The sequence below is a fragment of the Pseudomonas sp. 05N431 genome (assembly GCF_056397005.1).
Window position 1 is genome coordinate 378,251 of the sequence record NZ_JBFTMN010000003.1, and the last position, 19,724, is coordinate 397,974.

The following is a 19,724-nucleotide window of genomic DNA, read 5'->3' on the forward strand; positions in this document are numbered from 1 at the left end:
TACGGTCATTGCTTTCCTGAAGGCAAAAGAAAACCCCCGATCAATCCAGAGGATTCATCGGGGGTTTCAGGTAAGCGCCTCGCAGCGCTTACCGGCTCAGCTTATTGGCAGGCTTCGCAATCCGGCTCGTCGATGGCGCAGGCCTTCGGTACTGGAGCAGGACCGGCTGGAGCCGCCAGGACCGAGTCGTCACCGTGGTTGCCGCCGCTGGAAACAGCGTTCAGCTTGCCGGTGTTGATGGTCGACTTCTCGGTGCTGGTCGCGGCCAGGGCACGGAGGTAGTAAGTGGTTTTCAGGCCACGGTACCAGGCCATGCGGTAGGTCACGTCGAGTTTCTTGCCCGATGCACCGGCGATGTACAGGTTCAGCGACTGAGCCTGGTCGATCCACTTCTGACGACGGCTGGCCGCGTCAACGATCCACTTGGTGTCGACTTCGAAGGCGGTCGCATAGAGCTCTTTGAGTTCTTGCGGGATGCGTTCGATCTGCTGCACGGAACCGTCGTAGTACTTCAGGTCGTTGATCATGACCGAGTCCCACAGACCGCGAGCCTTGAGGTCGCGAACCAGGTACGGGTTGATCACGGTGAATTCGCCCGACAGGTTCGATTTCACGTAGAGGTTCTGGTAAGTCGGTTCGATCGACTGCGAGACGCCAGTGATGTTGGCGATGGTCGCGGTCGGTGCGATGGCCATGATGTTGGAGTTACGAATACCTTTTTGTACGCGAGCACGCACCGGTGCCCAGTCCAGGGTTTCGTTCAGGTCAACGTCGATGTACTTCTGGCCACGTTGATCGATCAGGATCTGTTGCGAATCCAGCGGCAGGATGCCTTTGGACCACAGCGAACCCTGGAACGTCTCGTAAGCGCCACGCTCGTCAGCCAGGTCGCAGGAAGCCTGGATCGCGTAGTAGCTGACCGCTTCCATCGATTTGTCGGCGAACTCGACCGCAGCGTCGGAACCGTAAGGGATGTGCTGCAGGTACAAAGCGTCCTGGAAGCCCATGATGCCCAGGCCGACCGGACGGTGCTTGAAGTTGGAGTTCTTCGCTTGTGGCACCGAGTAGTAGTTGATGTCGATCACGTTATCGAGCATGCGAACAGCGGTGTTCACGGTGCGTTCCAGCTTGGCGGTGTCCAGCTTGCCGTTGACGATGTGGTTCGGCAGGTTGATCGAGCCCAGGTTGCAAACGGCGATCTCGTCCTTGTTGGTGTTCAAGGTGATCTCGGTGCACAGGTTCGAGCTGTGAACCACGCCAACGTGCTGCTGTGGGCTACGCAGGTTGCATGGGTCTTTGAACGTCAGCCATGGGTGGCCGGTTTCAAACAGCATGGAGAGCATTTTGCGCCACAGGTCTTTGGCCTGGATGGTCTTGAACAGCTTGACCTTGCCCGGGTACTCGGTCAGGGCTTCGTAGTACTCGTAACGCTCTTCGAAGGCCTTGCCGGTCAGGTCGTGCAGGTCCGGAACTTCGGACGGCGAGAACAGGGTCCACTTGCCGTCATCGAAGACGCGCTTCATGAACAGGTCAGGGATCCAGTTGGCAGTGTTCATGTCGTGGGTACGACGACGGTCATCACCGGTGTTCTTGCGGAGTTCGATGAACTCCTCGATGTCCATGTGCCAGGTTTCCAGGTAAGCGCAGACAGCGCCTTTGCGCTTGCCACCCTGGTTAACGGCGACAGCGGTGTCGTTCACTACTTTCAGGAACGGTACGACGCCCTGGGATTTGCCGTTGGTGCCCTTGATGTACGAACCCAATGCGCGAACCGGAGTCCAGTCGTTGCCCAGGCCGCCAGCGAATTTCGACAACATGGCGTTGTCATGGATCGCGTGGTAGATGCCCGACAGGTCATCCGGCACGGTGGTCAGGTAGCAGCTGGACAACTGAGGACGCAGGGTGCCGGCGTTGAACAGGGTCGGGGTCGAGGACATGTAGTCGAAGGACGACAACAGGTTGTAGAACTCGATCGCACGGTCTTCCTTGTTCTTCTCTTCGATCGCAAGACCCATGGCCACGCGCATGAAGAAGATCTGCGGCAGTTCGAAACGCACGCCATCCTTGTGGATGAAGTAACGGTCGTACAGGGTTTGCAGGCCCAGGTAAGTGAACTGCTGGTCGCGCTCGTGGTTGATCGCCTTGCCGAGTTTTTCCAGGTCGAAGGTGGCCAGGACCGGGTTCAGCAATTCGAATTCGATACCCTTGGCGATGTAGGCAGGCAGGGCCTTGGCGTACAGGTCGACCATTTCGTGGTGAGTTGCGCTTTCGGCGACTTCCAGGAAGCTCAGGCCTTCGGCACGCAGGGTGTCCATCAGCAGGCGCGCGGTCACGAACGAGTAGTTCGGCTCACGCTCGACCAGCGTACGGGCGGTCATCACCAGCGCGGTGTTGACGTCGGTCAGGGCCACGCCGTCGTAGAGGTTCTTCAGGGTTTCGCGCTGGATCAGGTCGCCGTCGACTTCTTCCAGACCTTCGCAGGCCTCGGTGACGATGGTGTTCAGACGGCCCATGTCCAGTGGGGCAAAAGTGCCGTCGGCGCGGGTGATGCGGATCGACGGGTGAGCCTGTACCGCTTCCTCGGCAGGGGCACGTACAGCGCGCTCTTTGGAGCGGGCGTCACGGTAGATCACGTAGTCGCGAGCGACTTTCTGCTCGCCGGCACGCATCAGGGCCAGTTCGACCTGGTCCTGGATTTCTTCGATGTGGATGGTGCCGCCCGATGGCATGCGACGCTTGAAGGTCGCGGTGACTTGTTCGGTCAGGCGGGCAACGGTGTCGTGGATTCGCGACGAGGCAGCAGCGGTGCCGCCCTCAACTGCGAGAAACGCTTTGGTGATGGCGACGGTGATTTTGTCATCGGTGTAAGGAACGACAGTGCCGTTACGCTTGATCACGCGCAGTTGGCCTGGCGCGGTGGCGGACAGATCCGAATTCGAATCAGTGGCCATCGGCGCGGTGCCCTGCGGGTTCTCGCGAGTTGTGTCGGTTTGCATGGGTGTCTCCACGTTCTCTATGTTTGTTTGGGCACCATGAAGGCGCCCACCGTTCCGTCCTGAAGCACTACAACCGGCAAGCGCCGGGCATAACAACTTCGGGACAGTCAGGAAGGGGCTGTTGAGCGCCGCTTCCTTGCCGAAGTCTTTGGTCTCAGGCCTGGGGCCGAAAACCGAATTCCGTTTGGGTGACAGTAATTGACTGCAACACCCGTACCGTTTTCGCCGTTGGCGGCTAAAAAACAGTCGCCATCCGCAGGTGCGGTTTGGGCTTCTGAAAATACGTTTGGTTCAACCAGACAGAGGCAATAAAAGCGCTTGAATTTGGTGTCTGATTTGTGTTTGGTTTTTTGCGTAAACCCCTACATGTAGGGTTTTTTTTAGCGCGAGCTACAAGATAATGCGTTTTGGGGGGTGATTGCAACGTACTACCTGTGGATAAAGCTGTGCGTAAAATGTGTATGAAACTGTCAATCGGCGTGTAGGCCGCAACCCTGCTGGGGTGAACCGTTTGTCATGGAATTTTGCCCTGAAAAATAGCCTTGGGCGTATTTTTGAGGGCGCGAACCCTATCACAAAAAAACGCAGTTACCGAGCGCATTTGCCAGCTTGTGTTCTCAAGGGAAGGCGTTGCTACAATCGGTCACTGCATACGCAGACTTATCCACTCCAATCATTACAAAAAGACGAGTGGAGCCTTCCTTAATAGTGTTCGGCAAAGAGGTCACCCGTGGAGCAAGAAGCCTGGCAGGTATTGATTGTCGAGGATGACCAGCGCCTGGCTGAGTTGACTCGTGAGTATCTCGAAAGCCACGGTCTGCGGGTCACCCTCGAAGGCAATGGAGCGCTGGCGGCGGCGCGGATTATCGCCGAGCAACCGGACCTGGTGATCCTTGACCTGATGCTCCCCGGCGAAGACGGCCTGACGATTTGCCGCAAGGTCCGTGATCACTACGACGGACCAATCCTGATGCTCACGGCGCGCACCGACGACATGGACCAGATCCAGGGTCTGGACATGGGCGCCGATGACTACGTGTGCAAACCGGTGCGCCCGCGTTTGTTGCTGGCGCGTGTCCAGGCCTTGCTGCGACGTAGTGAAGCACCCGAGCCTGCGGCACCGGAAAAACTCCGTCGCTTGCAGTTCGGCCCGCTGGTCGTCGACAACGCGCTGCGTGAGGCGTGGCTGCAGGACACTGGCATCGAGTTGACCAGTGCCGAGTTCGATCTGCTCTGGCTGCTGGTGGCCAACGCCGGGCGGATTCTGTCTCGCGAGGAGATTTTCACGGCGCTGCGAGGCATCGGCTACGACGGTCAGGATCGTTCGATCGATGTGCGCATTTCGCGGATCCGGCCGAAGATCGGCGATGACCCGGATCACCCGCGACTGATCAAGACCATTCGCAGCAAGGGGTATCTGTTCGTTCCTGAAGCCTGCGTAGATCAGCCCCTGTGAATTCGATCTTCCTGCGCATTTATGGCGGCATGTGCGCTGCGCTGATTCTGGTGGCGGTGCTTGGTGTACTGGCCTTGCATCTGCTCAATCAGGTGCGCAGCGAGCAATACCGCGAGCGTCTGGCCCACGGTACGTTTTCCTTGATGGCCGACAATTTGCAACCGATGAACGAGACCGAGCGTCATCGCGCGTTGCTGGTGTGGGAGCGTTTGCTGGGCATTCCCTTGAGCTTGCAGACGTTCGCCCAGACCGACCTCGACCTGAGCCAGCGCACACGGGTGCTGCACGGCCAGGCATTGGTGGAGCAGACCGGCCCGCACGCGGCGAAGGTCTATCGGTTGGTCAGCGATAAAGAACAGCTGGTGCTGACGGGGGAAGTGCAGCAGATCAGCGAGCAACTGGCGCGGGCGACCATTTACCTGTTGGCTGATGAGTTGGTGCGTTATCCGGTGGCCGAGCAGCCCGAGCGTCTTGAGGTGTTGAAGAAGGACAAGGGCTTCGGCTTCGAGCTGCAACTGATTACGGTAGATCAGGCGGACATGGACGAAGACCAGAGCCGTCGGGTCTCTGAAGGCGACACGGTGATGGCGCTGGGCAAGGGCGGCGATTCGATCCGGGTGTTTGCCGGGATGGTCGGTACGCCCTGGGTGCTGGAAATCGGCCCGCTGTATCAGATGAACCCGTACCCGCCGGAGTGGCTGGTACTGATCGCTGCATTGGGCCTGAGCCTGATCGGGTTGATCGTCTATTTGCTGGTGCGCCAGCTGGAGCGCCGCTTGCGAGGTCTGGAGTCGGCCGCCACACGGATCGCCAAAGGCAGCCTGGAAACCCGCGTGCCGGCACGCGGTGCGGATTCGGTGGGGCGATTGGCGGCGGCGTTCAACGGCATGGCCGAGCACCTTCAGCAACTGCTGGCGATTCAGCGCGAACTGGTGCGCGCGGTGTCCCATGAGCTGCGCACGCCCGTTGCGCGGTTGCGTTTTGGACTGGAGATGATCAGCACGGCGAGCACGCCGCAAGCGCGGGAGAAATACCTCGAGGGCATGGATCACGACATCCAGGACCTCGATGGCCTGGTGGACGAAATGCTCACGTATGCGCGGCTGGAGCAGGGTTCGCCGGCGTTGAATTTTCAGCGCGTCGACCTCGATGCCTTGGTCAATCAGGTGATCGGCGAACTGGCGCCCTTACGCGCCAACGTGACGGTGCAACGGGGTCTGTGCCTGTCGGCGGCCGATTGCGATGGGGCCTGGGTCGAGGCTGAGCCGCGTTACCTGCATCGGGCGTTGCAGAATCTGGTGAGCAACGCGATGCGTCATGCCCAGTCCCAGGTGTCGATCAGTTATCAGGTGGGGCAGCAGCGTTGTCGCGTCGATGTCGAAGACGATGGGCCGGGCGTGCCGGAAAGTGCCTGGGAAAAGATCTTCACGCCATTTTTGCGTCTGGATGACAGCCGCACCCGGGCGTCCGGTGGGCACGGCCTGGGACTGTCCATCGTGCGCCGGATCGTTCACTGGCATGGCGGTCGGGCGTTGATCAGCAAGAGTAAAAGCCTGGGGGGCGCGTGTTTCAGTCTGAGCTGGCCACGTAATCAGGAAAAGCCTTGAGATCTTTAGCGTCTTTAAGGACCTCTTCGCGAGCAAGCCCGCTCCCACATTAGATTTCCAGTGTTCACAAATCATGTGTTCACCGCAGATTAAAGGTGGGAGCGGGCTTGCTCGCGAAGAGGCCCTCCCAAACACTGAAACTCTTCAGGCCTTGATGCTGACCAGGCTCAACAGCTGTCCATCGTGCACGGCAAATTGCGCATCCAGTTCCGCACCGTAATGCCATTCGCCGGAGAGGTCGGTCAACAAGCGCAGGCGCACATGCCCGCTCTCGGCCCATTCCAGCACTTCGGCATGTTCGAAATAGAAGCGCTTCTGCACGATGGGGTAGAGCGCCTTGAACAGGCTTTCCTTGACCGAGAAGGTCAGGGTCACCCACAGCGCCAGCTGATCACCAGGGCCCGCGGCCATGCGTTCGAGCTCGGGTGGGGTGAGGATCTCGCCGGCCAGACGCTCGGCACGTTCGGCGTTCAGCAGGTTTTCCAGGTCCATCCCCAGGCTGCGCCAATGCGTCTTGCGCGCGACAATAGCGGCGGCCCGGCCGGTGCTGTGAGTGATCGAACCACAGATATGCGCCGGCCATACGGGCGCGCGGTCCTCGCCAATCGCCGGAATGCAGTCCAGGCCCTCCAGTTGCTGCAAGGCGGCCCGGGCACATACCCGTCCGGCGAGAAACTCGGCCTGACGTTTGGCGACCGAGCGCTGGATGCTGGGAGGCGGTTCGATCGTGCTGCGCCGGAAGTCATCGAACACCAACAATGACGGATCGAAACGAGTGCTGAGCAGCACCGTGTCGGGCAGCGCATCAGGCAACGGCCAGTGGGCGTCGAGCGGCGTGCAGCAGGCGGGAAGAGCGGGGAGCGGGTTCATCCCGGCATTTTGCCGGGTTGACCAAGAGCTGGGTAGCCCCGGTTAAACCTGTACACCGCTGATCGTTCCCACGCGAGCGTGGGAACGATCAGTGGAGGAGGGTTAGCCAAAGATTTTTTTGAAGAACGCCTTCATATCCGCCCACGAGCTTTCATCGGCGGCTTTGTTGTAGCCGATGTCCGGACCGCCGTGATCGCCATGGCTCAGTCGATCGGCGTCCGGATTGCTGAAGCCATGCTTGGCACCCTTCAGGCTGACGAACTTATAGTCGGCGCCAGCCTTGTCCATTTCGGTTTTGAACGCTGCCACTTGATCCGCAGTGATCATGCTGTCCAGATCGCCGTGTTCCACCAGTACTTTGGCCTTGACGCTGCCAGGCGTCGCGGGGGTTTTGGTCGCCAATACGCCGTGGAAACTCACCACACCCGCCAGCGGTGCCCCTTGGCGGGCGGCATCGAGGACAATCCCGCCGCCGAAGCAGTAACCGATCGCCGCGAGTTTTTTCGGATCGGTCTGCGGTTGTTTTTTCAGCAGATCAAGCCCGGCATTGAAGCGGGCACTGGCCGTTGCGCTGTTTTTCAGCGCTTCATTCATGAATGCCATGGCGTCATTCGGATGTTCGGTGTTTTTGCCTTTGCCATACATATCGATCGCCAGTGCGCTGTAACCCAGTCCGGCGAGGTCACGCGCCCGGCGCTTGGCGTAGTCGTTGAGCCCCCAGAATTCATGGACCACCACCACGCCCGGACGAGCCCCCTGAATGCTGTCGTCATAGGCGTAATAGCCGATCATTTCAGTCCCGTCGACACTCTTGTAAGGGATCTCCTGAGTCTTGATTGCCGCTTGGCCGAGGCCGCTCAAGGCGAGTAAAACGAGTGCGATCAATACGCGCATGGTTGATGCTCCTTTATAAAGACGTCCAGACAGCCTAGTCGATCCTGTTCAGTCCGAGTTCAGCGGCTGGTGGTTAACCTACAGTCACAATTGTGGTATCGGTTACTTCGTCAGGGTTGTCCGGGATGATGCAGCAGGTTTTGCCAAACACCTTGGTTGAACCGGGTTACCGTTACTGGCGTATTAGCAATCGAGGTGCGAGGTACCTGTGGAGATGTTGATTTTGCCTGGGAGAGCGTTATGAAACTGCTGGTCGTCGAAGACGAAGCGCTGCTGCGTCATCACCTGCAAACTCGCCTGACCGACAATGGCCATGTGGTCGAGTCCGTGGCCAACGCCGAAGAGGCCTTGTACCAGACCGGGCAATTCAACCATGACCTGGCGGTAATCGACCTCGGTCTGCCGGGCATGGGCGGGCTGGACCTGATTCGCCAACTGCGTGCGCAAGGCAAGACCTTTCCGATCCTGATCCTGACCGCGCGCGGTAACTGGCAGGACAAGGTCGAAGGCCTGGCCGCCGGTGCCGACGATTACGTGGTCAAGCCGTTCCAGTTCGAAGAGCTGGACGCGCGCCTGAACGCCTTGCTACGCCGCTCCAGCGGTTTTACCCAGTCAACCATCATTGCCGGGCCACTGGTGCTGGACCTCAATCGCAAGCAGGCGACTCTCGAGGAGCAGCCGCTGGCATTGACCGCTTACGAGTACCGGATCCTCGAATACCTGATGCGTCATCACCAGCAGGTGGTCGCCAAGGACCGGTTGATGGAACAGCTCTATCCGGACGACGACGAGCGTGATCCTAACGTGATCGAAGTGCTGGTCGGCCGCCTGCGGCGCAAGCTGGAAGGGCCGACCGGCTTCAAGCCGATCGATACCGTGCGTGGTCTGGGCTACCTGTTCAACGAGCGCTGCCGGTGATTCGATCGCTGCGCCTGCGCCTGATGCTCGCCGCCACGACGCTGGCGGTGCTGTTCATGCTGGCCTTGTTGCCGGCCATGCAGGGCGCGTTCAGCCTGGCGCTGCAAGATTCGATCAAGCAGCGCCTGGCCTCGGATGTCACCACACTGATTTCTGCTGCGCGGGTTGAAGGCAACCGATTGCTGATGCCCACGCAGTTGCCGGACGAGCTCCTCAACCTCACCGACAGTCGTCTGTTGGGCTACATCTATGATCGCGACGGTCATCTGGTCTGGCGCTCGCGGGCGACGCATGACGAGGACATCAGTTACCGACCGCGTTACGACGGACACGGCGATCAGTTCGCGCGGATTCGTGAGGCCAACGGTCAGGAATTCTTCGTCTATGACGTCGAGGTCAAATTGCTCGGCGGTAAAAGCGCAGCGTTCAGTATCGTCGCGCTGCAGCCGGTGCGTGAGTACGAGCAGACGCTCGAAGGCCTGCGGGAAAATCTCTACCTGGGTTTTGGCGCCGCGTTGCTGGTGTTGTTGTCGCTGCTGTGGATCGGCCTGACCTGGGGCTTGCGGGCCTTGAAGCGCTTGAGCCAGGAACTGGACCAGATCGAGAACGGTGCCCTGGAAAGCCTCAGCGAAGAACACCCCCGCGAACTGTTGCGCCTGACGGGCTCGCTGAACCGTTTGCTGCGCAGCGAGCGTGAACAGCGCAGTCGCTACCGCGACTCTCTGGATGACCTGGCCCACAGCCTGAAAACCCCGTTGGCGGTGTTGCAAGGGGTCAGTGAAGGCATGGCCCAGCGGCCGGAAAATCGGGAGCAGGCGTGGGTGCTGCAATCGCAGATCGAGCGCATGAGCCAACAGATCAGCTATCAGTTGCAGCGCGCGAGCTTGCGCAAAAGCGGTCTGGTGCGTCACCAGGTGCGATTGCGGCCGGTGCTGCAAAGCCTTTGCGACACACTGGACAAGGTCTATCGCGACAAGCAGGTACGGACCTCATTTGATTTGCCGAACCCCTGCTACGTGCCGATCGAGCAGGGCGCCTTGCTGGAAATGCTCGGCAACCTGCTGGAAAACGCCTATCGCCTGTGCCTGGGCGAAGTGCGCGTCAGCCTGCGGCAAACCATGAGTGGTGTTGAGCTGTGTATCGAAGATGACGGCCCGGGCGTACCGCCGGATCAACGTGCGCGGATTCTCCAGCGCGGCGAACGGCTGGACCGCCAGCACCCGGGGCAGGGCATCGGCCTTGCGGTGGTCAAGGACATCATCGAGAGCTACGGCGCCCAGTTGACCCTGGGGGACTCAGCCTTGGGCGGCGCGGCATTCCGGATTCATTTCCCGGTGGTTTGACCGGAAGGTGCGGAATGCTTTTGGGGCCCCATCGCGAGCAAGCTCGCTCCCACAGTGGATCTGCTGTGAGCACATTAATTGTGAACACCTGAGATCAAATGTGGGAGCGAGCTTGCTCGCGATGGGGCCAGTGGGGACATCCAGAAAATCAGCCCTGAAACTCAATTCTCCTGCGCGCGATAAGCGCCTGGCGTCAATCCGGTCCACTTCTTGAACGCCCGGTGAAACGCCGACGGTTCGGAGAATCCCAGTTGTTCGGCGATCTGTTGCAACGACAGGTCGGCACGGCTCAGGTGATAAATCGCGATGTCGCGGCGCAGTTGGTCCTTCAATTCCTGAAAACTCGAACCCTCTTCACGCAAGTGTCGACGCAAGGTCTGCGGGCTGATGTGCAGGTGTGCGGCAACCGCTTCAAGGTCTGGCCAGCGCGCACTGTCGCGGCTGAGCAGGCGCCGTAGCTGGCTGCTGAGGCTATCGCCGTCATCCGGGCGCGACAGCAGGTCGGCGGGCGAGCGTTCGAGGAAATGCTTGAGGGTTCGTTCATCCTGCAACAACGGCATGTGCAGGTAACGGCTGTGGAACAGCAGGCTGCTTTGCTCGGCCGCGAACACCATCGGGCAGGGGAACAACAGGTCGTACTCGGCAGCGTGCCCGGGTTTCGGGTAGCTGAAGCAGGCCTGTTCCAGACGAATGCGCTGGCCGATCAGCCAACTGCCCAGTCGATGCCAGATCACCAGCTGACATTCGCTGAAAAAGTGATCCGGGTCCCACAGCCGAGCATCATCCAGGCTCAAACGAACCATTTCACCTTCCCGGGTCAGGGTCAGGCGCGGAGCGTCGGGGAATAGGCTATAAAATAATAAGCCGCGACTGAGTGCTTTCTCGAGCGTGCGGCAGTGAATCAAGGCATGGCACATCATGGCGAAGGTGCCGCGTTTGCTTGGGCCGCGGGCAAAGCCCAGGTATTCGTCATCCAACGCTTGCCAGAGCCCTTGCAGCAGGCTGGTGAACTGTTCGGGCGCGATTCTGGCGCGAGGTTCGTCGAGCAATTCGACGCTGATCCCCAGCTGCTGCAACAGACCCGAATAGTCATAGCCGCGTCGGCGTGCGCCACCGAGGGCCGCACGAGCAAAATGACTGGCGATGGTACGTTCGCGCATGGGGTCTGGTCCGTCCATTGAGAGGCGGATAGTAGCCACGGCCTCGTGGCGGGACAAGGCGGATATCCGCCAAATTGTAGGACGAGAGCCGGTCGATGGGCGGAAATCCGCCACCCCGGTCGGGTGGTCAAGGCATGAAGGAAGACCGGCAACCCTGATGGCAAAAGGCTTTTGGACGTTTTTGGCAAGGTGGCACGGGCTTTGCGATAAGGGCGAGAGGTCTGCCAGCGCGCAGCTCGACAAAACAAATCCCTCCGGTGCAGGAGGGTTCGCACTTTAGGTGTCGTCTGCGTCAGATGATTGATTGCAGCGCGGTGCTCTTGAGGAACTTTGTAATGACGACTCGTCAGCCACTGTACAAATCCCTGTATTTCCAGGTGATCGTTGCCATCGCTATCGGCATCGCGCTCGGTCACTACTACCCGCAAACCGCCGTGGCACTCAAGCCGCTGGGTGACGGGTTCATCAAACTGATCAAAATGGTCATCGCTCCGATCATCTTCTGCACCGTGGTCAGCGGTATCGCGGGCATGCAGAACATGAAATCGGTGGGCAAGACCGGCGGTTACGCGCTGCTGTACTTCGAAATCGTTTCGACCATCGCGCTGCTGGTGGGGCTGGTGGTGGTCAACATCGTGCAGCCAGGTAACGGCATGCACATCGATGTCAGCACCCTGGATGCTTCCAAAGTGGCTGCTTATGTCGCTGCCGGTGCTGATCAAAGCGTCGTTGGCTTCATCCTGAACATCATCCCGGCCACCATCGTCGGTGCGTTCGCCAATGGCGATATCCTGCAAGTACTGATGTTCTCGGTGATCTTCGGTTTCGCCCTGCATCGCCTGGGTGCCTACGGCAAGCCGATCCTGGACTTCATCGATCGCTTCGCCCACGTGATGTTCAACATCATCAACATGATCATGAAGCTCGCGCCAATCGGTGCCCTGGGCGCCATGGCTTTCACCATCGGTGCCTACGGCGTTGGCTCGCTGGTGCAACTGGGTCAGTTGATGGCGTGCTTCTACATCACGTGCGTGGTGTTCATTCTGGTCGTGCTGGGCAGCATCGCGCGCGCTCACGGTTTCAGTGTGCTGAAAGTGATTCGCTACATCCGTGAAGAGCTGCTGATCGTGCTGGGTACTTCCTCTTCGGAATCGGTACTGCCACGCATGCTGATCAAGATGGAGCGTCTGGGCGCGAAGAAATCCGTTGTGGGTCTGGTGATCCCGACCGGTTACTCGTTCAACCTCGACGGTACTGCCATCTACCTGACCATGGCCGCGGTGTTCATCGCTCAGGCGACCGACACCCACATGGACATCACGCACCAGATCACCTTGCTGATCGTGCTGCTGCTGTCCTCCAAAGGCGCCGCCGGTGTGACCGGTAGCGGCTTCATCGTGTTGGCCGCCACTCTGTCTGCAGTCGGTCACTTGCCGGTTGCCGGTCTGGCACTGATCCTGGGTATCGACCGCTTCATGTCCGAAGCCCGCGCCCTGACCAACCTGGTGGGTAACGCGGTTGCCACCCTGGTCGTGGCCAAGTGGGTCAAAGAGCTGGATGTCGACCAGATGCATGAGGAACTGGCTTCCGGTGGTCGCGCAATCACCAATACGCATGGCGAAGACGATGTGCATGTGGCTGAAAGCCCGGCCCCGACTTCGGTGAAGTAATTCTTCGCGTTGATGAAAAACCCGCTTCGGCGGGTTTTTTATTGCCGCAGATTTGAGCGCAAAGGTCAGTCCGGCTGATGGTTAAGGTGATTGCTGCCAGGTCATCGGCTGCCTAGGCTTTAGGTATCGCTTAGGGAGAACGCACATGCACGGGCCACTTGCATCACTCAAGGTTCTGGATTTCTCGACGCTGTTGCCGGGGCCGTTCGCCTCGCTGTTGCTGGCGGACATGGGAGCCGAGGTGCTGCGGATCGAATCGCCAACCCGGATGGACCTGGTGCGGGTTTTACCCCCCCACGATCAGGGCGCTTCTGCCAGCCACGCCTACCTCAACCGCAACAAGCGCAGCCTGGCGCTGGACCTCAAGCAGCCGGCAGCGCTGGAGGTGATCAAGCAACTGCTGCAAGACCACGACATCCTTCTCGAGCAGTTTCGCCCGGGAGTGATGGAGCGTCTGGGGCTGGGGTACGAGGCCCTGAAGGCGATCAATCCGCGGCTGATTTACGTCTCGATCACCGGTTACGGCCAGACGGGCCCCTACAAGGACCGCGCCGGTCACGACATCAACTATCTGGCACTGGCCGGCGTGTCCAGCTATACCGGGCACGAGGATAGCGGGCCACTGCCGTTGGGCATTCAGGTCGCGGACATTGCCGGCGGTTCGCTGCACGGGGTGATCGGTCTGCTGGCGGCGGTGGTAGCCCGTCAGCACAGTGGCCAGGGGCAACACCTGGACGTGAGCATGACCGACTGCGCATTCAGCCTGAATGCCATGGCGGGTGCAGGGTATCTGGCTTGCGGTGTGACGCCGGGGCGCGAAGATCAAATGCTCAATGGCGGCAGCTTCTATGACTATTACCGCACTCGCGATGGTCGCTGGATGTCCGTCGGCAGCCTGGAACCGGATTTCATGCAGCAGCTGTGCACGGCGCTGGGTCAGCCGGAGCTGGCGGTACTGGGGCTGTCACCGGTTCCCGAGCAGCAAAAGGCGCTGAAGCTGGCGTTTCAGATCGAATTCGAAAAACATGACTTCGCCGAACTTTGCACACTGTTTGCCGGGCTCGATGCTTGCGTTGAGCCGGTGCTGAGCCTGGCCGAAGCGGTCGAGCACCCGCAGCTGAAGGCTCGGGATCTGGTCACCCGGGTACCACGCAACGACGGCACCACGCAGGCGCAGATGGCGTGTCCATTGAAGTTTTCAGAGGGCTTGCCCGAGCCACGACATATCGGCGCGGCGTTGGGTGAGCATACCGATCAGGTGTTGGGTGAGTTGGGGTATAGCGCTGAGCGGATTGAAGACCTGCGGCGTAACAAGGTGGTTTTGTAGGGTTTTTGAGGGCCTCATCGCGAGCAAGCTCGCTCCCACAGGGGATTTGTGAACGACGCAGATCCAGTGTGGGAGCGAGCTTGCTCGCGATGGCGTCGGTATGGACGCCACACACCCTGCTACTCGACCCGCGACTCACCGGTAAACACCAGCGTCTGTCGGCAACGCCGGCACAAATACCGTCGTCCTTGTCGCACCAGGCTATGGCGCTGGGCCGAGAACGGGAAATCGCTGTTGGCGCAGGGGCAGCGGTAGATGTAGCGGGTCACGCTGCGGCGTTTGATGGCGTAGGTGTGGCAGCGATTGGGCGGCAGTTCGTACACCCCGCGCATGATCAATTGCCATTCTTCGCCGTGCGGCTGTATGCGGTCGCCAAACAGTTGATGGGCGATCAGGTGCGCGACTTCGTGAGCCACGGTCTGTTTGAGAAAGTCTTCGGCGTTTTCCCGGTACAGCTGCGGATTGAAGCGCAGCAGGTTTTCATGCAGGTGCGCTACGCCGGCCTTCTGGCCACGTAACTTGAGGCTGACCACCGGGCGTTTGAAGGAGCGTTTGAAAAAGGATTCGGCTTGTTGGAAACAGTCTTCGACGCGGGAATTGAGTTGCTCGGGCATGCTTGGCGGATCTCCAGAGGCGTCGAGTATGCTGCAAACCGTGCTCATTGCGAATCGCTCAGGCGCCGAATGGTCGTCGCGTAATAGAGAAGGCCGCCTTGCGGCGGCCTGTGTTGGCAGATCCCTGTTTGTTTTATAGGCAGCGTCCTTCGCCCGCTTCATTTGCTCGTTGCAAGTTGCCCGTACTAGTTGGTATAGACCGGGCCGACGCCCAGGCCCCAGACGATCACGGTGAACGCCATGATCGCAACCAGCACCACCAGCCCTACGGCGAGCACTGAACTCGAGAACAGAAAACCTTCATCCGACGGAATGTTCATGAAGGTCGGCAGCCCCACATACAGCAGGTACACGGTGTAGCAGATGGCCGCGGTGCCGACGACCATGCCCAGCCACATATGTGGGTACAACGCCGCCAGACCGCCGATGAACAGTGGCGTGGCGGTGTAGGTGGCAAACGCGACACAGCGCGCCAGGCTCGGGCTGGCGTCATACGTGCGAGCCATCCAGTGAATGAACGCGCCCATCACCGCGACCCCGCCGAGCATCGCCAGGTACGACATGATGGTCATCCAGAGCGCGCTTTCCTGGGTCAGCATGACCGGTGCGCGGCTACCGATGACCCAGCCGACCTTGGTGGTGCCGATAAACGCCGAGATAGCCGGTATTGCCGCCAGAATCAGCGTGTGGGTGAGGTACATGTGGCTGATACTTTCCTCTTGGTCGCCACGGATTTCTTTCCATTCTTGATCAGGGTGGGTGAACAGCCCCACGACGTGATGGATCATAGTCAGTCACTCCTTCGTGATTGCTATCGCCCCCCAGCGGAGCGCCTACGGGCCAGTGGCCAAGTTGGTAGAGGTCTGAAATGCGTGCGACCTTAAGTCGCAGTATAGAAAGTACTGGCTGCCAAAGGTGGGGGGCTTTAGAGCAAATCGCGCTGTAAACCCCGGGGCTAATCGCATCGCCGCATGACAACGCATCATTTGTGGCCAGTTTCATTCCTGTGGCGAGGAGGGGTATCCGCTCGGCTCTTCGCCCCCGAAGCGTTTTTGCGTAAAATGTCGGCCTTTCGTCACACCTCGCGGATTTCAAGCGCCATGGGCACTCTTTCGGTCAACCAGAACAAACTGCAGAAACGTCTACGCCGACAAGCCGGTGAAGCCGTCGCCGATTACAACATGATCGAAGACGGCGACAAGGTCATGGTCTGCCTGTCCGGCGGCAAAGACAGCTACACCATGCTCGACGTGCTGATGCACCTGCAGAAGGTGGCACCGATCAAGTTCGAGATCGTCGCGGTGAATATGGACCAGAAACAGCCGGGTTTCCCTGAGCATGTGCTGCCGGCCTATCTGAAAGAGCTGGGCGTGGAATACCACATCGTTGAAAAAGACACCTACTCGGTGGTCAAGGAACTGGTGCCGGAAGGCAAGACCACCTGCTCGCTGTGCTCACGCCTGCGTCGCGGCACGCTCTACACCTTCGCCGACGAAATCGGCGCGACCAAAATGGCCCTCGGTCATCACCGCGACGACATCGTCGAGACGTTTTTCCTGAATATGTTCTACAACGGCTCGCTCAAGGCCATGCCGCCGAAGTTGCGTGCCGACGACGGCCGTAACGTAGTGATCCGCCCGCTGGCCTACTGCAACGAGAAAGACATTCAGGCTTACTCGGACTTCAAGCAGTTCCCGATCATCCCGTGCAACCTCTGCGGCTCCCAGGAAAACCTGCAACGTCAGGTGGTCAAGGAAATGCTTCAGGAATGGGAGCGCAAGACGCCGGGCCGCACCGAAAGTATTTTCCGCGGTTTGCAGAACGTCATTCCGTCGCAGTTGGCGGACCGCAACCTGTTCGACTTCACCAACCTGCGTATCGACGAAACCGCAGCGTCGCGTTTCGTCAACGTCGTCAACCTCTGAACAAAATGTGGGAGCGAGCTTGCTCCGGGCGGCGTTCCGACGATTGCGTCCTGTCAGTCGACAACAATACCGGCTGACACACCGCCATCGCGAGCAAGCTCGCTCCCACAGGTTCTTATGGCAGGCCGTTTTTATTTCATTGCTCAGGAGAGGGCATGCGCGATTACAAGTGGCTGCACGAATACTGTCTGAACCGTTTTGGTTCGGCAGCCGAACTGGAAGCCCATCTGCCCGTGCCCAAGACTCCAGCACAACTGCGCAAGATCAGCGATGATCGCTACCTGTCGACTTTGGCGTTGCGGGTGTTTCGTGCGGGCCTCAAGCACAGTCTGGTGGACGCCAAGTGGCCGGCATTCGAAGAAGTGTTCTTCGGGTTCGATCCGGAAAAGGTCGTGCTGATGGGCGCCGAGCACCTTGAGCGACTGATGCAGGACGCGCGGATTATCCGCCACCTGGGCAAGCTCAAGAGCGTGCCGCGCAATGCGCAGTTCATCCTGGACGTGGCGAAAGAGAAGGGCAGCTTCGGCGAATTGATCGCCGAGTGGCCGGTGACCGATATCGTTGGCCTGTGGAAATACCTGGCCAAGCACGGGCATCAGCTGGGTGGGTTGTCGGCACCGCGGTTTCTGCGGATGGTCGGCAAGGACACCTTCGTGCCGAGCTATGACGTGGTCGCGGCGTTGAATGCGCAAGAGATCATCGACAAGGTGCCGACCAGCCTGCGCGATCTGGCGACGGTGCAAAACGCCTTCAACCAATGGCACGCCGAGAGTGGCCGGCCGATGTGTCAGATTTCGATGATGCTGGCTTACACCGTCAATCATTGAGACTGTGTCGCTGCCATCGCGAGCAAGCTCGCTCCCACACTGGATCTGCGTCGTTCACAAATCTCCTGTGGGAGCGAGCTTGCTCCGGGCGGCGCTCCGACGATGGCGTCCTGTCAGGCGACGGAGATCTCGCCTTCGCCGGCCAGTTTACGGTTCAACTGAAACCGCCAGCGCACATACAGCAGCGCCGAGCAGAACACCGCCAGGCTCGCGGCCATTTCCAGCAAACCAAACACCTGCCGATTCGGGTCGAACGCGGCAGTCGCGCCCTTGATGAAATACAGGTTCACCACAAAGCACATCCATGAATGCCCGCGCGGGCTGCCGCTGAGCATCCCCGGTGCCAGCAACAACAAAGGCACCAGTTCAATCAGCAGGATGACCCACGGCCGTGCACCATGCAGGTCGGCGATCATCAGGTAATAGGCGCAGAGCAATCCTGCCAGGCCGAAGTAGCACAGCAGGCTGATGACGCGCATCGCCCGAACTCGCGGTTCGAGCCAATCGATGGAGGGCAGCACCTTCGGCTTTTTGGCCACGTTAGCGCTCCAGTTTCAGGGCGGTTTTCGCCAAGCGCAGACCCAGGGCCCGGCACAAGGCGACTTCATGCTCGTTCAAGCCGCTTTTGCCGTCAGCACCGGCATGATGGCTGGCGCCGTAAGGCGTACCGCCACCGCGGGTTTCGAGCAATGCCGATTCGCTGTAGGGCAGGCCGGTGATCAGCATGCCGTGGTGCAGTAATGGCAACATCATCGACAGCAAGGTGGTTTCCTGGCCACCGTGCAGGCTGGCCGTCGAGGTGAAGACCCCGGCCGGTTTGCCCACCAGTGCGCCGGTCAGCCACAGGTTGCTGGTGCCGTCGAGGAAGTACTTCAGCGGCGCCGCCATGTTGCCGAAGCGGGTCGGGCTGCCAAGAGCCAGGCCCGCGCAGTTTTTCAGGTCGTCGAGGCTGGCATACAGCGCGCCTTCGTCGGGAATGTCCGGCGACACCGCCTCGCATTCGCTGGAGATCGCCGGCACCGTGCGCAGGCGCGCTTCCATCCCGGCCTGTTCCACGCCACGGGCAATCTGTCGGGCCATTTCATTGGTCGAGCCGCTGCGGCTGTAATACAGAACCAGAATGTACGGCGCACTCACGGCAGAATCTCCAGCAGGTTCTCTATCGGACGGCCGATGACGGCTTTGTCACCGACTTCGAGAATCGGTCGCTCCATGAGTTTCGGATGCTCGGCGATGGCGGCGATCAATTGCGCTTCGCTCAGGCTGCTGTCAGCCAGGTTCAGGGCTTTGAATTCGTCTTCGCCGGTGCGCAGCAGTTGCCGGGCGCTGATGCCGAGTTTGCCCAGCAGGCTTTGCAGTTGCGCGGCGTTCAGCGGGGTTTCCAGGTAGCGGACCACGGTTGGTGTCAGGCCACGGGCTTCCAGCAGTTCCAGCGCACCGCGGGATTTCGAGCAGCGCGGGTTGTGATAAAGCGTCAGATCGGTCATGTGCGGTTCGCATCTTGCGTAAGGTGGCGGCTATTCTACCTGTGCAGCGAGCAGTCCTGAACCTTGGGAGGCGATGGGTCGCAGCAGAACCTGTTTTTTTTTGAGTAAGGATGACCTCATGACAAGGCGACTGACAGCAGCATTGGCCCTCTTCGCAACCTTGCTGCTTGGCGGCTGTGGCTATGACTACGGCACCGATCAACTGGGACAGAAAGTGGCGTCCGAGCGGTTGGATGGCCGATGGTTTGTGCTTAATTACTGGGCCGAGTGGTGTAGTCCGTGCCGTACCGAGATTCCGCAATTGAACGTTTTGGCTGAACAGCTCAAAGGTCAGAAGATCAGTGTGTTCGGGGTCAATTTCGACAATGTGCAGGGCGAAGAGCTCAAGAGCGCCAGCGAAAAGCTCGGGATCACGTTCACCGTGCTGGCCCAGGATCCGGCCGACCGCTTCGAATTGCCACGCAGCGAGGCGCTGCCGGTGACCTACATCATCGATGACAAGGGCAAGGTGCGCGAACAGTTGATGGGTGAGCAGACGACGGCGGGGGTGATGGCGAAGCTCAAGGCGTTGCAGGCGATGAATTGAGTTGACTGATCGTTCCCACGCTCTGCGTGGGAGCGTCACATGAT

General features: G+C 59.8%; 18 protein-coding genes. 9 read left to right on the forward strand and 9 right to left on the reverse strand.

The window, feature by feature from the left end:
* Positions 1-101 precede the first annotated feature (101 nt).
* On the reverse strand, positions 102-2,996 hold the full coding sequence (locus tag AC1DIG_RS07215) for a ribonucleoside-diphosphate reductase subunit alpha (RefSeq protein WP_054593593.1): 2,895 nt from the start codon (positions 2,994-2,996) through the stop codon (positions 102-104).
* Between the two features lie 730 nt (positions 2,997-3,726).
* Between AC1DIG_RS07215 and AC1DIG_RS07220 the strand changes: the two genes are divergently transcribed.
* Complete coding sequence (locus AC1DIG_RS07220; RefSeq protein ID WP_054593592.1) at positions 3,727-4,452, forward strand: response regulator; 726 nt, start codon at positions 3,727-3,729, stop codon at positions 4,450-4,452.
* On the forward strand, positions 4,449-6,059 hold the full coding sequence (locus tag AC1DIG_RS07225; protein WP_477766724.1) for an ATP-binding protein: 1,611 nt from the start codon (positions 4,449-4,451) through the stop codon (positions 6,057-6,059). Before AC1DIG_RS07220 ends, AC1DIG_RS07225 begins: the two co-directional genes overlap by 4 nt.
* A gap of 144 nt (positions 6,060-6,203) precedes the next feature.
* On the opposite strand, the gene AC1DIG_RS07230 is transcribed toward AC1DIG_RS07225, so the two are convergent.
* Both AC1DIG_RS07230 and AC1DIG_RS07235 read right to left on the reverse strand, forming a co-directional pair.
* Entirely contained in the window at positions 6,204-6,929 is a 726-nt protein-coding gene (locus AC1DIG_RS07230; protein ID WP_477766725.1) for a 4'-phosphopantetheinyl transferase family protein, read from the reverse strand.
* A 102-nt stretch (positions 6,930-7,031) separates the two neighbouring features.
* On the reverse strand, positions 7,032-7,823 hold the full coding sequence (locus tag AC1DIG_RS07235; RefSeq protein ID WP_477766726.1) for a dienelactone hydrolase family protein: 792 nt from the start codon (positions 7,821-7,823) through the stop codon (positions 7,032-7,034).
* Between the two features lie 240 nt (positions 7,824-8,063).
* Here AC1DIG_RS07235 and AC1DIG_RS07240 point away from each other — a divergent pair, with 240 nt between their 5' ends.
* Both AC1DIG_RS07240 and AC1DIG_RS07245 read left to right on the forward strand, forming a co-directional pair.
* Positions 8,064-8,741 (forward strand): response regulator, encoded by a 678-nt coding sequence (locus AC1DIG_RS07240; protein ID WP_477766727.1) that lies wholly within the window; start codon positions 8,064-8,066, stop codon positions 8,739-8,741.
* A complete protein-coding gene (locus AC1DIG_RS07245) occupies positions 8,738-10,084 on the forward strand; it encodes an ATP-binding protein (protein ID WP_477766728.1) in 1,347 nt (448 codons plus the stop codon). Before AC1DIG_RS07240 ends, AC1DIG_RS07245 begins: the two co-directional genes overlap by 4 nt.
* A gap of 161 nt (positions 10,085-10,245) precedes the next feature.
* Here the strand turns inward: AC1DIG_RS07245 and AC1DIG_RS07250 are convergent, their stop codons facing one another.
* A complete protein-coding gene (locus tag AC1DIG_RS07250) occupies positions 10,246-11,244 on the reverse strand; it encodes an AraC family transcriptional regulator (RefSeq protein WP_477766729.1) in 999 nt (332 codons plus the stop codon).
* A 335-nt stretch (positions 11,245-11,579) separates the two neighbouring features.
* On the opposite strand from AC1DIG_RS07250, the gene AC1DIG_RS07255 reads away from it, so the two are divergent.
* Both AC1DIG_RS07255 and AC1DIG_RS07260 read left to right on the forward strand, forming a co-directional pair.
* Positions 11,580-12,914 (forward strand): dicarboxylate/amino acid:cation symporter, encoded by a 1,335-nt coding sequence (locus tag AC1DIG_RS07255; protein ID WP_477766730.1) that lies wholly within the window; start codon positions 11,580-11,582, stop codon positions 12,912-12,914.
* Between the two features lie 145 nt (positions 12,915-13,059).
* Positions 13,060-14,241, forward strand: a complete 1,182-nt coding sequence (locus AC1DIG_RS07260) for a CaiB/BaiF CoA transferase family protein (protein ID WP_477766731.1) — start codon at positions 13,060-13,062, stop codon at positions 14,239-14,241.
* A 119-nt stretch (positions 14,242-14,360) separates the two neighbouring features.
* Here AC1DIG_RS07260 and AC1DIG_RS07265 read toward each other — a convergent pair whose 3' ends face one another.
* A complete protein-coding gene (locus AC1DIG_RS07265) occupies positions 14,361-14,855 on the reverse strand; it encodes a SprT family zinc-dependent metalloprotease (protein WP_427530333.1) in 495 nt (164 codons plus the stop codon).
* A 185-nt stretch (positions 14,856-15,040) separates the two neighbouring features.
* Entirely contained in the window at positions 15,041-15,643 is a 603-nt protein-coding gene (locus AC1DIG_RS07270; RefSeq protein ID WP_054593582.1) for a Yip1 family protein, read from the reverse strand.
* Between the two features lie 312 nt (positions 15,644-15,955).
* On the opposite strand from AC1DIG_RS07270, the gene ttcA reads away from it, so the two are divergent.
* Entirely contained in the window at positions 15,956-16,780 is an 825-nt protein-coding gene (gene ttcA / locus AC1DIG_RS07275; protein ID WP_054593581.1) for a tRNA 2-thiocytidine(32) synthetase TtcA, read from the forward strand.
* A 155-nt stretch (positions 16,781-16,935) separates the two neighbouring features.
* Complete coding sequence (locus AC1DIG_RS07280) at positions 16,936-17,607, forward strand: DNA-3-methyladenine glycosylase I (RefSeq protein WP_427530336.1); 672 nt, start codon at positions 16,936-16,938, stop codon at positions 17,605-17,607.
* Positions 17,608-17,720: 113 nt separating this feature from the next.
* Here AC1DIG_RS07280 and AC1DIG_RS07285 read toward each other — a convergent pair whose 3' ends face one another.
* The 3 genes from AC1DIG_RS07285 to arsC are packed head-to-tail and all read right to left on the reverse strand — an operon-like array spanning position 17,721 to position 19,094.
* Positions 17,721-18,146, reverse strand: coding sequence for a DUF2069 domain-containing protein (locus AC1DIG_RS07285; protein ID WP_477766732.1), 426 nt, complete (start codon positions 18,144-18,146; stop codon positions 17,721-17,723).
* A 1-nt stretch (position 18,147) separates the two neighbouring features.
* Positions 18,148-18,744: an NAD(P)H:quinone oxidoreductase gene (gene wrbA / locus AC1DIG_RS07290; RefSeq protein WP_019693120.1), complete on the reverse strand. Its 597-nt coding sequence runs from the start codon at positions 18,742-18,744 to the stop codon at positions 18,148-18,150.
* Positions 18,741-19,094, reverse strand: a complete 354-nt coding sequence (arsC, locus tag AC1DIG_RS07295; RefSeq protein WP_054593577.1) for an arsenate reductase (glutaredoxin) — start codon at positions 19,092-19,094, stop codon at positions 18,741-18,743. Before arsC ends, wrbA begins: the two co-directional genes overlap by 4 nt.
* A 118-nt stretch (positions 19,095-19,212) precedes the next feature.
* Between arsC and AC1DIG_RS07300 the strand changes: the two genes are divergently transcribed.
* Entirely contained in the window at positions 19,213-19,680 is a 468-nt protein-coding gene (locus tag AC1DIG_RS07300; protein ID WP_477766733.1) for a TlpA disulfide reductase family protein, read from the forward strand.
* Positions 19,681-19,724 lie beyond the last annotated feature (44 nt).